Below are 15,381 nucleotides of genomic sequence, written 5' to 3' on the forward strand. Positions count from 1 at the left end.
TTTCAGATGCATATTTTGCGTAATTGTTCAAAGAGATCTGTTTAAAATGAGTAGCGTAATCCTAGTTGAATGCGCCATGGGTTTCCATTCACCGGCAAAGTCCCCACATTACTTTCCACATCATAAAGGTAGTTTTTAGTAGCCTGGTCGAATCCTGTAATGCGAAGCAGATTCCTATTTCCGAAATTATTATTATTTCCCCATTCGGAATTAAGTAAATTAGCTACGTTGAAGATATCGGCTGAGAGCTCAATGTTATGGCTGCCTTTAAGGCTTATTTTCTTCAGCATTCTCATGTCAATGAGGTAAAAGAAAGGATTAACCCCTCCGTTTCTTTCTGCTACTTTTCCTAAATTATTATTGATGTAATCCTTAACACTTTTGGATGTTTCAGGATCGTTCAATATGCTTAGCATACCGTTACGTATATTCTCAGGAGTTTCAGGATCATTTGGATCATAAACAAAAGCCAGGTCATTTCTTAGGTTAAAGTCTCCATTTAAACTGCCGTTAGTAGTGAGGAAAGAATAGCGTGTTCCACCGATTCCTGAAAAAGTAAATCCAATATTAAAGCCTAAGAATGTAGGGGAAATTCCATTTACCACTAATTTGTCGCTGAAATGGTTGTCTGAATATCCATAATTAAGAGCTCTGGGATCATCCTCTACTGGTAAAAAGGTAGAAGTGTTGGCAACGCAGCAATTATACGATGAATTATCCTTCGCCTCGTTTCTTGTATAGCTGACATTTAAATTGCCGTCATTACCAATTCTTAAAGTTGCATCTAAAACTACAGCTAATTGTGTCAGTTCCCCGTCTGATGTAAGCACTAGTGTTCGACCCACCAGATCAGATTTTCTTGAATTGAGCCAATCGGTTTGGCCATTTGCACCGATAGAAGAGGCTGGAACAAACACCCCTCTGTTGTTTTCATTGCTTAATGTAAAGTAAGGATTATCAACAAGGTTGGCTTCCTGGTACACATAATTGTTAAAAGTTTTACTGAACAAACCATTGATCCCCACTCTTAGCTTATCACTGAAAAAGTGATTATAACTAATATTTGCTTTTAATGTGTTTGGAACCTTGAAATTCTCACTTGCAGCATTAATTGTAGCGATGCCCGCTTCAGCCCCCTCAGGTATTCCCGGCACCGTGGAAGGGTCTTCTCTGTAGCGTACAAAGTCAGGTTCAGGTATTAAGTCAGGGTCACTTACATCTACAGCAGCCAATAATTCTCCGCTATTCTGGATGTTGTTAACTTGAGCATAATAATGTGGTTGTGCGGAAAATAAACCTGCTCCCGCTTTTATTATATGTTTATTTTCTCCTTTCACATTCCAAATGCTCTGAAATCTCGGTTGTATGTTAACAGGGTCGGAGGGTAATACGTCTGTTTTAATTCCCAATTCTCTATCAACTATAGGGTTATACTGTGCTTTTTCCATGAAGAGAGTAGCATCGTACCTTAAACCGAAGGTGGTATTAAAGTTTTTGAACATATCAAACTCTACCTGACCAAAAAATGAGATATCCATTACCGTTTGTTTAACAATAGGTAGTCCTTGTGTAGGTACTTCTCTGGCGTACCGGGCTGGCTGCATATTTTCAAAGTCCTGCATATTATTGAAAAAGAATCTTCCGTTTTGCTCATTTGAAAGCAAAGTTTCCAGATAGGTAATCATGTTATCTGTTCCAAACGAAAAATTATACTTTCCTTTTGTAAGGTAAGTGGTGTTTACCAGTTGAATTTGCCTTTCTAAGTTAGTTTCAGGAGTAAACCTTTGGCCCCCAAACTGAAAAGTTCTCGATTGAGTAGCATTAGGATTACTTTCTGTAGGGAATGGGCTGGTTAGCCTTACTATAGCACGGGGGATATTCGAAGCAGGCAATTGACTACTAGGGACAAATTCTCTTTCCGCATGCTGTAGCTGCACCTTCAGTTCATTGGTTAACAAAGCATTTACTGCAGTACGTAAGGAGAGCAGTAAACTATTTTCTCTTGAGGAGAAATCAGACCATGTTTCAGCAATGTTAATATTGGAGTTGTCATTTACGCTAAACGGGTTGTTCCAGTCAGTATAATTATTTCTAAGTGTAAGCCTGTTTTTTTTGTTTAATTGCCAGTCCAGTCTGGTGAATAATGTATTTGCTACAGTTTTTCTGCTGAACTGCCCAATTTGTTGCGCATCACTTACCCCATATAAGTCTCTGGCAATCTTAAGTGCTTTTTGTAGCGTGTCCTGTCTGATTCCTAATCGTCTTTCGTCATTTTCACTATTGATGTCAGCAATAAATTCAGGCTCTCCTGCGTCTTGTCTGTCATATGCTACAAAAAAGTGAAGCTTATCTTTAATAATAGGCCCTCCAAGGCTAAATCCCCACTGGTAATTGTAGAAGTCTTGTGTTCTTTCATTTCCTCTTATATCGAGGTTGCTGGAAAGATTGTCGTTTCTGTGGTAAATAAAAGCCGATCCTTCCAACTGATTAGTTCCGGTTTTAGTAACTGCATTAAGTGCACCCCCTGCTTGTCTGCCTTGTGTAACATCATAAGAATTAGTTACTACTTCAAATTCACGGATAGCCTCCATAGATATAGTATAAGGGCCACGACCAATTTCCCCTGCAGTTAATTGGTTTCTCGCATTTACTCCATCCACAGTTACATTTGTGGAAGTTCTTCTTTGGCCACCTAAGTTAATTCCACCACCTCCTTGTAGGGGTGATAAGGCGGTAAGATTTGTAAAATTTCGTCCTTCATTAGGAAGGTTTTTCATTCTCTTTTCACTGATGGCAATACCTGAACCAACACGATCTACTCTTTTAGAGATGTTATCAGCACTTACTACTACTTCATCCAGCTGCTCTGAAGAAATATTCATGCTTACATCAAAATTAGCTTTATCGCCCTGATTAAGATTGATACCCGTTTTAATATGTGTTTGGTAACCAATAAAACTGATGGTAAGTGTGTAAGGCCCACCTAAAGGTAATTGCCTCAATTGAAACTGACCATCTACTGCTGTTATAGTAGCTGCTTTAAATCCTGTTGATTCGTTAATAACCTGTACTGTTGCGCCAGGAAGCTCGCCTCCATCGTTAGCTTTAACTGTTCCACTGATCGTAGCATCTGTAGATTGTGCCCATCCATTAAAGTGGACAGTGATAATTAGGAAAATGACTCCGGAAATAACAGGAATCATCCTCATTAGTGCGGTAATTTTTGATCTCATGTTTATAGATTTAAATGGTTATTGATGCCATCAAATTTATAAGCACGTATCGATCAGCTGATGTTAAAATTTAACATCCGGTATTAACTTAAACATTTATTAATGTATGATTAACCTTATAGAAATATAGTCTGTGAAGTGTTTTTTTTCTTGTTTTATAATGAGTATTTCAGACAAAAATACCCGTTAACATGGCTATTAAAAGTAATATGATAAGTACCCGGAAAAACACACCAAACATTGCAGCAGATTTTTCTTCTTTTTTGGGACCTCTTTCTTTTGGCCTGAAAGCGGCATTATGAGCCGGTGGGAATCCATGCATTCATACACCGGAACCCACCAGATTAATCCATAACATTCCCGCCCAACCTGCTAATAAGAGGATTAGCATAAGAAATCAAATCGACCGCCCATACCCCTCTTGTCTTAAAGCATAAAAAATTGCTCCGATTCCCAATGCTGTATAAAGTAAAACAACAAAGTTAACTACATTCGTATCAAGTCTTTTAAGTTTGAAAATAGTAAAATAATCAGGGGCTTAAAATTAGTTGTAAGTGGAGATAAAGCTGATCCTAACTTTCAACAGCTTTTATCTTTTGCTTTTCTTAGCTTATTTCTGTTTTCTTTTTAATTGATCATACTCTCTTTGTATAGCGTCATTTTCCCTAAAGACATATACTTTTAAGTAGTGACTTACAAGACCAATGCCCCAACCCAGGCTTGCAAAAGTTGGCCAAGGGAATCCGATTGAGTAGTTGGAGCTTGAAAAGTACCATACTCCCCAAAGAAATATGTTTACAAAAAGATAAGTGACTGCATGTCGTTTAAAACCTACTTGAGCTTCGGCTTGCTCCCATAATTTTCTGTCGTTTGTGTCCATGATTTTTATTTTTTATTGATTAAATTGATAATTATACCAGCGTAAATGCTTCTTCTTGATAAGTACATTTTGTCATATTGGCTATAGTCAAAGTTGTAGTTGATATCAAAACTGTTTTTTGTGTCTAATAAATTTGTAACTGAAATAAAGGCTATTCCATTGGTATACCCATTGATAGCAAATAGGTGGTTGATGCCTAAAGAGAGATTGCTATAGGGTTGGAATGAAAGTGTTTTACCAGATTGAAATGGCGCATAAACGCTCAATTCATTGTTAAATGAGGCAGAGGAAACAAGGGCTGAATTGCCCCCTGCAAATGACTGATAGGAAGCATTCAAAGACCATTGAGAAAAAGGTTTGTAGATAGCAAATGATCTGATAAACCATTGATCCTTTCTGGTATTGTGAGATACATAGGATAAAGATTGATCTAACTGAATTTTACTATTGGGTTGATACGTGATTCTGCTTTCCGCTCCTTTGGTCTGTTCTTTTTCCTGTCTAAAATTATAATAGAAGCTTTGTTCAATGGCCCATTGAGGTCCTGAATAGTGCAAATCTATGCTGCTTTGATATGCATAATCTATAGCCCGCTCTGTATTTCTAATCTGGTAATACCTTCCTACTCCTGCCTTTACTTTTAGTGAGGAACTTAACTCGTATCTATAGTTGATTTGGTAGCTGTACAGCCTTTTTTGTAGTTCCGGGAGGTATCCCAGCCTTACGCCTGATCCTATTGAATGATTTCTCCAAATTTTTCTGTAGAACGTGTAGAGTTCGTGGCTGGAAGCAGATTGTTCACCGGAAAATTGATTAGATGGATGTTCTGGTGACATGGCATATGAATAAGTTGGGAATCTGCCTTCCCGAAAGTTGTTTTGATGCCAGAAAGAATATCCTGTTTTTAGCAGATTATTGTCTTTGCGCCATGTGAAATTCAGTGCACCATAAGGATCGAAGTCTTTTTCACTGAAGTTGAGGTTGCCAAAACTTATTTTTTTGTCTAAATAAGAATTGCCTAATACAGCATTTATCTGCCAATCATTAAGCTCCTGAACCCACTGAAGTGTAGAAATGCTTCTGACAGCTTCTTGTAAAAATGCGTTTTGATAACTTGGATGCCTGTATTGGAAATTATAATTGTCCCAAAGCCCATACTGGTAAAATTTCAGGGAACCCCATTTCTGATGTGAACTTAACAGGAGGCCACCATCCAATGAATTGAAAGCGTTAATATTTTCAAAGTTAATGGGGTTTACAGCTTTTAAAGCTTCATCAAATTGATAATTAGCAAAAACTCCCACAAATGTTTGTTTTCCAATTTCGCCTCTGGCTGAATAACCCAGATTGGCCAGAGAAATACTTGCCGTTTGTTGCCAGTAGGAAGGGAATCTATCAGCAGTTTCCAATACAATAGTTCCCGAGGTTGACTGCCCATATTCAAGCGGAGGATTTCCGGGAAATACAGTCACTTTTTTGAGAAAATCGGTATTAAAGATACTTAAGGTGCCGGTATTGGTTAATTGAGCATACTTGATGGGATTTTTAATAGGGACTCCATTCAGAAAATAGCCGGTTTGATTCGGACTGGCTCCTCTGAATGAAACTGCTGCATTTTCATCCGTAGTAGTGGATGAAGCACTGGTATTAACTGCTACAAGCGCATCTGCTTTTGAGTTTGGGTTCTGGTAAATATCAATGGGTGTTAGCTTACTAAAGGAAAAGTTTTCAGCCCCTAATACAGCTGATTTCACCATAACTTCTTTCAACTTTACATTTCCTGGCTGCAATAAAATCGTAATTGAGTCCCTGCTTTCAGAAGCCAGGAAAATTCTTTCCTGATATCCGATAAAAGTGACAATTAGCGTGTCACCTTCCCGTAAATTTTTTAGAAAGAAGTAACCTTTTTCATTTGTTATATTGCTTTTAGAGAATGAGGAAGGCACCAAAACATGCGCTCCGGGTAATGCCTCCCCGGTATTGGCATCTTTTACAATTCCGGATATATCCATTACCTGCGCAATTCCTAAATGGGCATAGAGCCAGAGCTTTATAAGAAGGGAGAGATGTCGCATAACTGATTGAGAATGGTTTCGTCTATTTCTTTACCTGTGGCAGTAATACTTTAGAAACCCAATGATATTGAGGTTCTATAGCTAGTGCTTTTTCATAGGTGGCTTTAGCAAGGTTGTGCTTTCCGTTAGCATAATATGTTCGTCCGAGATTGGCAAGCGCGCTCAAATAAAGCCAGTGGGTTAGGGTATCTCCGTTATTCTCATAGCTTTCTATACTTTTTTCAAAAGCTTTTTCAGCTTCTGCTTTATCTCCTCCAAATGATTCCGGGGTATAGAACAAAGAACTACCTTGCACCATCCATACTATGCCTGATGTTTTACTTAATTTCAGGGCTTCATTGATAGCACTGGAGCTTTTAGGGCCATAAAGCATTCCTTTCCAGGGGGAATAGCCCATGATAAAACCGTAGATTGAAGCGCGTAGCGCTAAAGCTTCAGCCTTATGCTTTTCATCATTTTCTGATTCTTCCAGCAGATCTAGCGTGGTGTCTAAGTAATCATCAAATAGCTCTTCATTTTGAGCCACCATCGTGAAATTGAGTAGCCCATAACAAGCCAGAGCTTTACTCCATGGATTATCTGCTTTTTTAATGGCTAGTTTCCATAATTCTTCACTATTGGTTAGGTAAGCCTGATAAGAAACTTCCTTTGCAGTTTGTGCGCCTGCCTGGTAGTTAGCTGCAACTAATGTGATAATAATTACGAGTGATTTCAGAATTTGACGTTTCATTATAAAGTAGTTTATTTTATAAAGTAAATTATTATTAAAAAAGACTGATGATCAGTCTGTAATTGCTGTTTATTTTTTAATGCTTAACTGGGTTTAATATAGGATCTCAAAGCATTTAAGTAGTTTTCAAAAGCATCTATTCCTTTTTCAGTGACCTTGCAAGTTGTGAGCGGATAATTATCTTTAAAACTTTTTTCTACTGTAATGTACCCTGCATCTTTCAGTTTATTTACCTGCACACTTAAATTACCCGCTGTAGCTTCAGTTTTTTCTTTGATATAAGTAAATTCTGCCTGCTCCACATTCATTAATAAACTCATTATCGCCAGTCTTAATTGTGAATGTAAAAGGGGATCTAGTGGTTTAAACATCCTTTATAATTTTTTTCTAGGTAACTGATGAGCAGGAATAATAAAGCTGGCAATAATTGCAGCTGCTAATAACAATAGTTGAATCTCAAAACTAAAGTGAAAAGCCACAAAAGCTATGGCCATACTTATTGCTCCTCCAAAAATCAGGGGTTTAAACTTTAAAATACCTCCGGAAATAGAAGCTCCAATTCCGTATAATACCATTAGAGCAGGGTAAATAATTTCCCAGCCAACGGTAGGTGCTGAAAAGAGAAAAACCAACAATGCAGCAATAAAGCTGAGCCAAACTGATGACATTGCCCTATCGATATAAGTCTTTACATTTATTTTTTTACTCTTTCTTGTAAAATACACTCCATTAATAATTCCTAATACCGGCATACTTAGCCAAACAGATGCTGCAATATTCTGAGGCATGTCTAATATAAATTGAAAGCCGTAATGTAATAAACTACTTATAGCTACTCCATACCCCCACATTAAATAGATTACCCTATCTGAAGCAATGTCATGTTTAGTTTTAGCCACCATCTCTCTTATGATTTGGAGGCTTTCATCTGCTGTAAATTGCTCTTCTTTCATATTATTGCCATTATTGCTTATAAATAATACTCAAATATAGAGTGGTTTATTTTATAAACCAAATATATTAAAAAAATTATTAGAACTCTTTCAGAAGTTTCCAAAGTGACATTTTAAGTGTTTTGTTCTTATCCAAAGTAGAAAGACTATGGCTATAGATGACTTTTGTTTTAAAAACCTGATTTAACTCGTATTGGCTGCTTTTAACTAAGTTGTCATCAAAGCAGAGGAAAAGGGATGCATTTGTATTTTTGAAATCCTCAGGGTGCTCCTGTAAAATTGTTACTTCCGATAAGTCGGTATTCAATGCCTTTAAAATATTGCCTAAAAGTATCTTGTCATTGTCGCCGAAATTGTCATCTATCATTACCTGTATTACTGAAGAGGTGCTTGTATAAGCTTGTGGAGCCTCATTGACAACCTCGATAGGTTTTTCGGCTTTGGGGGATTTATTATTGATGGCTGGAAATTTTTCTACATCTGCTGCAACAGAAGAATTTGCTTCTTCTGTTACATAGATAATATCAGTTTCAAAGATCAGTGGTAAATATTCCTGGTCTATTTTCATTTTAATCTATCTTGAAAATTGATTTAAGTTCGGCTGCATCTTCAGGCTTCATTCTCTTTGCTAAAACTAATCTTAATTGTCTTCTTCTCAAAGCGCCATCAAAAAGTTCTTTTTCTTCCTCCGTTTCAGGCTTTAATTCCGGTATATCGATAGGTCGACCAGACTGATCCACTGCCACAAAAGTAAAGAAAGCAGAATTAGAGGAGTATTTCTTTCCTGAAGGAATATTTTCTCCTTTCACTACTATATGCACTTCTACAGAGGAATTAAAAGCTCGTGTTACTTTAGCTTCCAGCGTAACAACATCCCCTAAAGCTATGGGGTGTTCAAAGGAAATATTGTCTACCGAGGCCGTTACGACTATTCTATTGCAATGTTTTTGAGCTGTTATAGCGGAAACAATATCCATCCAATGCATTAGTCTTCCGCCCATTAAATTATTTAAAGGGTTGGTATCATTGGGAAGCACCAGTTCCGTCATGATGGTATACGATTCCTGAGGCTTTTTAATTATTTTTGGCATACGTGAATTTTTGCGCAAAGATAATACATAGAATGAGAACCTCAGGTATCATCTTCAAATTTGATTTGAAGCTCTCTTCGCCTTTTTGTACTACTAAAGTAGGAAACCATCCTTATATTCTTTTATTGTAAGTTTTTAATTAACTTGTCGAATATCAACCAAGGCTGTTCTCTATGAAAATGTCAGAAAAGGATTGGTTCATCCCTGGAATCTACCTTATTGTAGGATTTGTTTGGATCACGTTATCAGATAACCTACTACTTTATTTGGGACACATTTTTGTTGTTCCTTCTGGCTTGTTATATGTAATAGGGTCGTTGAAAGGAATATTCTATGTTGCAATAACAGCTCTGTTACTTTTTTATCTTATCAGACGAAGGACAAAATCATTACTCTATATCAAAAATGATTTTGAAAGGTTGTTTGAGAATAACCCTAATCCTATGTGGATATATGATTTAGAAAATTATAGAATCCTATTGGCGAATAAAGCAGCTTCCTATCAGTATGGTTATACTTTTTTAGAATTTAAAAAACTTACTCTTTATGATCTGAGGCCTTCCTCAGAACACCACAAACTTAATGAGTCACTAAGTAATGAGGTACGAAGGTTTGGCGATAGTGGTGAATGGTTACATAAAAGCAAGAAAGGAGAGTTTTTCTATGTGAATATTTTCTCACATAAAACAGTATACGAAGGAATGAAGTGTAGATTAGTTACTTCTATCAATGTAAATAAGAAGGTAATGGCTGAAATTGAGCGTGAAAACTTTCAGAAATCTCTCGATAAGGCAGCTTTGGTGTCAATTACCGGAGTAGATGGTAAACTACAGGAAGTGAACGATTTGTTTTGTGAAATAAGTGGGTATGATAGATCAGAACTTGTAGGTAAGCCTATTCAGATGCTTGAAAGCGGCTACCATGATGAAGCTTTCTGGCATGAGTTATGGAAAAAAATAAGAAAAGGAGAATTATGGCGTGGGGATGTCCAAAATAAAAGTAAGTCAGGAGAAGTGTTTTGGGTAGATATGATTATCAGTCCAATAAGGAATCATTCTGGCGAGGTATATAAATTTATGTCAGTCAACTACGATATTACTGAAAGAAAAAAGCTGGAAATAAACCAGGAAAACTTGCTGAATGACTTTGCTGATTATGCTTTTCAAACTTCCCATAAATTACGGGGGCCACTGACTAGCATGTTAGGCTTAATTTCTATCTTTAAAAAATATGAGGATCCCGCTTATTTGATAGAGAAAATGAAAGAAACCTCAGAAACAATGGATAGAGTTATCAGAGAGATGAATGAAAGCCTAAGTAGAAACGCTTTTACTCTAATGAGTGAAAAAAGAGAAATGATCAATATTAATAAGTCTAAAAAATTATAGCCATATCTTTACAGCTTAGATTTTACTTCGCTTTAACTTTAATTAAATGCTTTTCAGATTCCTTTTAATCTTTGTTTGTTTAAACAGCAGTAGTTTAATAGCTCAGCAGAGTCCGCAATTAAAATTTTGGAATTCCCTTTCCTTACATTGTGGTAAAAGTTATGAGGGTAAATTAATTACTACCCCTGAACCTAAAGATTTCAAAGATAAATTGCTTACCATACACTTTTTTCAATGTAGCGATAGTGTGATTCGGGTTCCTTTAGTGGTAGGAGATAACAGATCACGTACGTGGGTATTTACTTTACTTGAAGAAGGTATTCAATTAAAGCATGATCACAGGCATGAGGATGGTTCTGAAGACAAAGTAACGCAATATGGAGGTAGCACCTCCAACACAGGCTTTGATAACCTTCAGTATTTTCCTGCTGATCAGGAAACTGCTAATCTTATCCCTTATGCTGCTGGCAATATTTGGTGGGTAACAGTAAACGACTCCACATTAACTTATAACCTGAGGAGAATTAACAGTGATAAACCAATTAGCATTGAATTCGATCTCACCAAACCAGTGGATCCACCCAAAAAGCCCTGGGGCTGGCAAAGCCATTAAATAATTATCTGTTCAATTGCTTCCTCCATTTTTTATAACCTATTGATACTATTCTCGTAATAGGATCCATGGAATATAAATCCATGGAATTAATAATTATGAAATAAAGATGGAGATAGAGAAGGCGATAAATCATCAATTTAAAGATAGTAGCCAGAAGCTCATTGCAGAACTGCTTTATTCAGCCAACTGGCTGGAAAACCTGATTGCTAAAGTGCTATCCCCATTGGATATTTCATTTCAACAGCTAAACGTTTTGCGCATTATTCATGGACAGAAGGAGGGAAGGGCTAATGTTCAAATTATTAAAGATAGGATGATTGATGACCGCTCCAATGTTTCCCGATTGCTTAATAAATTATGTGAAAAAGGATTTACGCAAAAGGATCGATGTAATATGGACCAAAGAGTGGTTTACATAGAGCTTTCTCCGGCTGGCATTGAAGTGATGAAAAGAGGCAGAGCACTTATTGAGAAGATTCAATTCTCTATAGAAGAAAATAAGATAGAACAGCTTAACCAGCTGTTAAATGATTTAAGGAAATAAGTTCAATCAAAAAGAAAAATTAAATAACAATTCAAATGAGTAAGGAACAAGCATTATTACAACCGATTAAAATAGGCGATTTAGAATTAAAAAACAGAGTGGCAATGGCTCCTATGACCAGAAGTAGAGCTGATAACCCCGGAAAAGTGCCAACAGCAGATTTACAGGGTCTTTATTATCAACAGCGTGCTTCTGCTGGTTTAATTATCACAGAAGGTTCGCAGGTTTCTGAAAAAGCTGTAGGGTATGTGAACACGCCCGGTATTCATACCAAAGAGCAAACAGAAGGCTGGAAAGAAGTGACTAAAATGGTGCATGCAGAAGGTGGTAAAATATTTATTCAACTATGGCACGTAGGACGTATTTCTCATCCTGATTTCCATAATGGTGATTTGCCTCATGCGCCATCTGCTATCAATCCTGAAGCACAATCTTATACCCCTGAAGGCTTTAAAGATACGGTTACTCCTAAGGAGATGACAATTGAAGACATAAAGCAAACTGTTCAGGATTTTAAAAATGCTGCAAAGAATGCGTGGGAAGCAGGTTTTGATGGAGTGGAAATTCACTCTTCCAATGGCTATTTATTGCACCAATTCTTCAGCAGTACGTCCAACAAAAGAACGGACGAATATGGTGGATCAAAAGAAAACAGAGCCAGAATTTTATTCGAAATTATTGATGCTATAAAAGAAGTAATGCCGGAAAACAGGATTGGTTTAAGGTTAAACCCTTCATTGCACGGCATATTTGGGATGACTTTGAATGAGGAAACTATCCCTACCTTCGATTATATTATTGAGAAGTTAAATGAATATGATTTAGCTTACCTACACCTTTCTGAGCCTTTTAATGATGTTTCAGATGTTGAATTTGCTGAACCACAAATAGCAAAAAGATACAGACCAATTTATAAAGGCACCATCATCATCAATGCGAACTTTGATCAGGAAAAAGGAAATGCAGTAATTGAGGCCGGAGATGCAGATATGGTGGCTTATGGAAAACTATACATTTCCAACCCTGATTTAGTAGAGCGTTTTGAGCAAGGTGCTGAATTAGCTGAGTTTGATACAGATACTTTCTACACTCCTGGCCATAAAGGATATACAGATTATCCGAAGTTGGAAGAAGTAAAGAGTTAATTTTTTTGGTAGTAGTTTAATGGTTGTGCCACCCTGACGAAAGTTGGGGTGGTTTTTTTTAAAAAAAATAGGCGCACTCACTTTAAGTGCACCCATTTTTTTATTTAATTTTTGATCAGTTTGTGAATAAATGTTCCACCAGATGTATGTAGCTTTATAAAATACAAACCAGTAGGTATATTGCTGACATCAATTTTGTTATTATCAATTACCTTCAAATTATGAGATAACTTTTCTCCTCTAACACTAATCAATTCAATATTCACCAATAATAAGGTATTAACATCAATAGTAATTATAGATTGAGCAGGGTTAGGGTAAATTCTGGTTATTGCATCTTTAGCTAATGTGTTACTTAAAACCGCATTATCTGTACTTAAAGTGTCTGAAGGTATAGAGTAGTTTTCCTCAACATAGTAGTACTCACCAGATTGGTATTTTTCATAATATCTTGCTTGAACATAATATTCATAATTTCCATTCTGAGTAACTATATCATCCTCATAAATATAAAGTTGGTTGTCCAAATCATAAATTTCTGATGATAAAACAGAATCAATCTGAATGAAAGCTGTATCGTTTGCAGATTTTCTGAATATTCTAAAAAATTCTTCATAAGCAGAGTTATCCTTCCATCTTAATTCAAATATTTTACTTTCTTCCCTGTATATTATTACTTGGAAATCAGGTACATTTAAAAGGGTTTTTTCCCAAGAATACAGTCCATAACTTCTACCAATTTCATTTGCGGTATGTATTTCGACACTTTGATAAGAGTTTTCTTGAAGGTCTGCTAATATATAAGAGGATACATTTTTGCTTAAGCGGATCGTATTACTATTATAATCGTTAAACAATATAGTATCAATCGGTAGATCATCATTAATATCCCAATCATACCTTATGCTACTAGAAGATAATACTGTTGCCTTAAAATTTTCTACATCATAAGGAACTCCTCTTACAGTACGAAACGATACACTTTGGGCGGCACTTAAATTTCCATCTTTTACAGAAAATAACTCGAACTCATAATAGCGATCTTGTAGTAGCTCAGTAAGAGGGAAGCTTTCAGAATTTGCCGCTATCGAACGAGTTGTGTAGTCTTGTACTGATGGATCATAGTATTTTAAAAGATATTCATCTTCCTCGTTTAAATCCATCCATTTTAATGTAGCTGATGTATAAGATATCTCTTCTACCCTTAAATTGGCAGGTGGTAGCGGTGCAGTATCGTCTTTATAATAAAGTATATCTGTATAGGTATATTGGTAAGTGGTGTCATCCTCATATGCTGTAAATTTATTATTATCCTCAAGACCATAAAATAATTTTCCATTATGCACAAATGCATATCCATAGTATTGACTTAATCTATGAATATCTGTTCGTTTAAAATAGGGTGCTGATGTTGTTATTTCATAAATACCTGATATTGTAACAGCTATGTTTTTACCGTTTTGTGTAGTAATACCTCTATTTGGTATGGAATTGTAGTAGAATGGTTTACTTCTAGTTGTTGCATGGTCATTTAAATTATAAGCTACTCTATCATAATAACTCAAGGCAATCAATGAATCTCCTTTTATCTCAGAAAAAAACGGATCAAAACTGTAATTTAACGCAATTGTGTTATCCCAATTTTTAGCAAGTTTATCAAACTGAGAAATAACGGCATTCCCTGTTTCATTTTTTCCAATAACTATAATTCTACCATTATTTGCATCAGTTGCTATATCTGTAGGTGCTATATTGGCTGGTAACATAGTATCTTTTGACCATTCCTTTTCTATAATATCATAGATCCATACGTCTTTTATCAAAGAATCTGCTTCTGTTACTGCGCCAAAGCAATAAAACCTGTTTTCTGACAATAAAGTAGCTTGAAATCTCTTATAACCACTTCCAATAAAATCGGGAAGTGTATTCAATTCTTTAGCTTCCAGATCAAAAGCTTTAAATTGCTTTGTTTCAGAAGAAAGTAAATACAATAACCCGTTGTTATAAAATTTCTGATTAAAGGACCCTTGTTTTATAGAATCTAATAAATTATTAAGTCCGTCTTCATTGAATTTTTTCCAGGTAACCATTCGTTTGGACTGGATTTCAATAGCAGAGGAGGTGCTAGATACCATGTCATCTCTTTTATTAATTAATCTATAGCGGTAGAATGTATTAGGAACTATTGCTTCGTCTGAATAGAAAGTTTGATTTACATTGAGGATTGTGTCATAACGTTCAAATTGTCCATTATTTACAGATCGTTCAACTAATACGCTTTACTATGTTTGCTTTCATTTTTAAATTTAAAACCGATAAAATTTTCTGTGGAGTAAGCGTCACTTAAAATTATTGGTGTGAAGAGGCTTGTATTAAAAATAGAGATTTTTGAAGTGTCAGAACCAAATTCTGAGGATACAATTAACCTTACAGCTATAGTGTCTAATTCCTGATAACTGTAATACCTGTAATAATTATTTGAGGTGGTGTCAAGAGAAACGAATTCGTCATTTTCTATAGCTATTTGAAATATATAATTTTCCACCCTTCTCGAAGTCTCCCCAGAAAAATAAGAGTAAAAATAGCTCCTATCTGAGTATGTAGGCTTCCCCTAATTAGAACTGTTTATTTGTCAGAAGTTACAGTTTTACCTCTGTTGGCGGTACCGCCAACAGAGGTAAATTCTGAAAATTCTATCGGTGCCATTTTCCCCAGGGCATCATGGG

14 protein-coding genes are annotated in these 15,381 nt (G+C 36.0%); 4 read left to right on the forward strand and 10 right to left on the reverse strand.

What is annotated here, in order from left to right:
- Positions 1–41: 41 nt before the first annotated feature.
- The 8 genes from IEV85_RS06930 to IEV85_RS06965 form a co-directional block, all read right to left on the reverse strand.
- Positions 42–3,233: an outer membrane beta-barrel protein gene (locus IEV85_RS06930; RefSeq protein ID WP_188461588.1), complete on the reverse strand. Its 3,192-nt coding sequence runs from the start codon at positions 3,231–3,233 to the stop codon at positions 42–44.
- Positions 3,234–3,843: 610 nt separating this feature from the next.
- Positions 3,844–4,113, reverse strand: coding sequence for a 2TM domain-containing protein (locus IEV85_RS06935; RefSeq protein WP_188461591.1), 270 nt, complete (start codon positions 4,111–4,113; stop codon positions 3,844–3,846).
- Positions 4,114–4,118: 5 nt separating this feature from the next.
- On the reverse strand, positions 4,119–6,188 hold the full coding sequence (locus tag IEV85_RS06940) for a TonB-dependent receptor (protein WP_188461593.1): 2,070 nt from the start codon (positions 6,186–6,188) through the stop codon (positions 4,119–4,121).
- A gap of 22 nt (positions 6,189–6,210) precedes the next feature.
- Positions 6,211–6,918, reverse strand: a complete 708-nt coding sequence (locus tag IEV85_RS06945; RefSeq protein WP_188461595.1) for a tetratricopeptide repeat protein — start codon at positions 6,916–6,918, stop codon at positions 6,211–6,213.
- A gap of 83 nt (positions 6,919–7,001) precedes the next feature.
- Positions 7,002–7,289, reverse strand: a complete 288-nt coding sequence (locus tag IEV85_RS06950; RefSeq protein WP_188461597.1) for a winged helix-turn-helix domain-containing protein — start codon at positions 7,287–7,289, stop codon at positions 7,002–7,004.
- A gap of 3 nt (positions 7,290–7,292) precedes the next feature.
- Positions 7,293–7,871: a hypothetical protein gene (locus IEV85_RS06955; RefSeq protein WP_188461599.1), complete on the reverse strand. Its 579-nt coding sequence runs from the start codon at positions 7,869–7,871 to the stop codon at positions 7,293–7,295.
- A 79-nt stretch (positions 7,872–7,950) separates the two neighbouring features.
- Positions 7,951–8,439: a DNA polymerase III subunit psi gene (locus IEV85_RS06960; protein WP_188461601.1), complete on the reverse strand. Its 489-nt coding sequence runs from the start codon at positions 8,437–8,439 to the stop codon at positions 7,951–7,953.
- Between the two features lies 1 nt (position 8,440).
- A complete protein-coding gene (locus IEV85_RS06965; RefSeq protein ID WP_188461602.1) occupies positions 8,441–8,962 on the reverse strand; it encodes an acyl-CoA thioesterase in 522 nt (173 codons plus the stop codon).
- Between the two features lie 179 nt (positions 8,963–9,141).
- On the opposite strand from IEV85_RS06965, the gene IEV85_RS06970 reads away from it, so the two are divergent.
- The 4 genes from IEV85_RS06970 to IEV85_RS06985 all read left to right on the forward strand — a co-directional run bounded on the left by IEV85_RS06970 (position 9,142) and on the right by IEV85_RS06985 (position 12,655).
- Positions 9,142–10,350, forward strand: coding sequence for a PAS domain S-box protein (locus tag IEV85_RS06970; RefSeq protein ID WP_229712526.1), 1,209 nt, complete (start codon positions 9,142–9,144; stop codon positions 10,348–10,350).
- A gap of 46 nt (positions 10,351–10,396) precedes the next feature.
- On the forward strand, positions 10,397–10,963 hold the full coding sequence (locus IEV85_RS06975) for a hypothetical protein (RefSeq protein ID WP_188461607.1): 567 nt from the start codon (positions 10,397–10,399) through the stop codon (positions 10,961–10,963).
- 109 nt (positions 10,964–11,072) lie between these two features.
- Complete coding sequence (locus IEV85_RS06980) at positions 11,073–11,510, forward strand: MarR family winged helix-turn-helix transcriptional regulator (RefSeq protein ID WP_188461609.1); 438 nt, start codon at positions 11,073–11,075, stop codon at positions 11,508–11,510.
- Between the two features lie 35 nt (positions 11,511–11,545).
- Positions 11,546–12,655, forward strand: a complete 1,110-nt coding sequence (locus IEV85_RS06985) for an alkene reductase (RefSeq protein WP_188461611.1) — start codon at positions 11,546–11,548, stop codon at positions 12,653–12,655.
- A gap of 104 nt (positions 12,656–12,759) precedes the next feature.
- Here IEV85_RS06985 and IEV85_RS06990 read toward each other — a convergent pair whose 3' ends face one another.
- Together IEV85_RS06990 and IEV85_RS06995 are read right to left on the reverse strand one after the other, a co-directional pair.
- Positions 12,760–14,790, reverse strand: a complete 2,031-nt coding sequence (locus IEV85_RS06990) for a T9SS type A sorting domain-containing protein (RefSeq protein ID WP_188461613.1) — start codon at positions 14,788–14,790, stop codon at positions 12,760–12,762.
- Positions 14,791–14,924: 134 nt separating this feature from the next.
- Complete coding sequence (locus IEV85_RS06995; protein WP_188461615.1) at positions 14,925–15,200, reverse strand: hypothetical protein; 276 nt, start codon at positions 15,198–15,200, stop codon at positions 14,925–14,927.
- Positions 15,201–15,381 lie beyond the last annotated feature (181 nt).

The organism is Marivirga lumbricoides, from assembly GCF_014636295.1.
Classification (GTDB): Bacteria; Bacteroidota; Bacteroidia; order Cytophagales; family Cyclobacteriaceae; genus Marivirga; species Marivirga lumbricoides.

Excerpts from the sequence above, each read along its gene's own strand:
- IEV85_RS06930 (WP_188461588.1), bottom strand. The coding sequence starts at position 3,233 with ATGAGATCAAAAATTACCGCACTAATGAGGATGATTCCTGTTATTTCC.
- IEV85_RS06935 (WP_188461591.1), bottom strand. The coding sequence starts at position 4,113 with ATGGACACAAACGACAGAAAATTATGGGAGCAAGCCGAAGCTCAAGTA.
- IEV85_RS06940 (WP_188461593.1), bottom strand. The coding sequence starts at position 6,188 with ATGCGACATCTCTCCCTTCTTATAAAGCTCTGGCTCTATGCCCATTTA.
- IEV85_RS06945 (WP_188461595.1), bottom strand. The coding sequence starts at position 6,918 with ATGAAACGTCAAATTCTGAAATCACTCGTAATTATTATCACATTAGTT.
- IEV85_RS06950 (WP_188461597.1), bottom strand. The coding sequence starts at position 7,289 with ATGTTTAAACCACTAGATCCCCTTTTACATTCACAATTAAGACTGGCG.
- IEV85_RS06955 (WP_188461599.1), bottom strand. The coding sequence starts at position 7,871 with ATGAAAGAAGAGCAATTTACAGCAGATGAAAGCCTCCAAATCATAAGA.
- IEV85_RS06960 (WP_188461601.1), bottom strand. The coding sequence starts at position 8,439 with ATGAAAATAGACCAGGAATATTTACCACTGATCTTTGAAACTGATATT.
- IEV85_RS06965 (WP_188461602.1), bottom strand. The coding sequence starts at position 8,962 with ATGCCAAAAATAATTAAAAAGCCTCAGGAATCGTATACCATCATGACG.
- IEV85_RS06970 (WP_229712526.1), top strand. The coding sequence starts at position 9,142 with ATGTCAGAAAAGGATTGGTTCATCCCTGGAATCTACCTTATTGTAGGA.
- IEV85_RS06975 (WP_188461607.1), top strand. The coding sequence starts at position 10,397 with ATGCTTTTCAGATTCCTTTTAATCTTTGTTTGTTTAAACAGCAGTAGT.
- IEV85_RS06980 (WP_188461609.1), top strand. The coding sequence starts at position 11,073 with ATGGAGATAGAGAAGGCGATAAATCATCAATTTAAAGATAGTAGCCAG.
- IEV85_RS06985 (WP_188461611.1), top strand. The coding sequence starts at position 11,546 with ATGAGTAAGGAACAAGCATTATTACAACCGATTAAAATAGGCGATTTA.
- IEV85_RS06990 (WP_188461613.1), bottom strand. The coding sequence starts at position 14,790 with ATGGTATCTAGCACCTCCTCTGCTATTGAAATCCAGTCCAAACGAATG.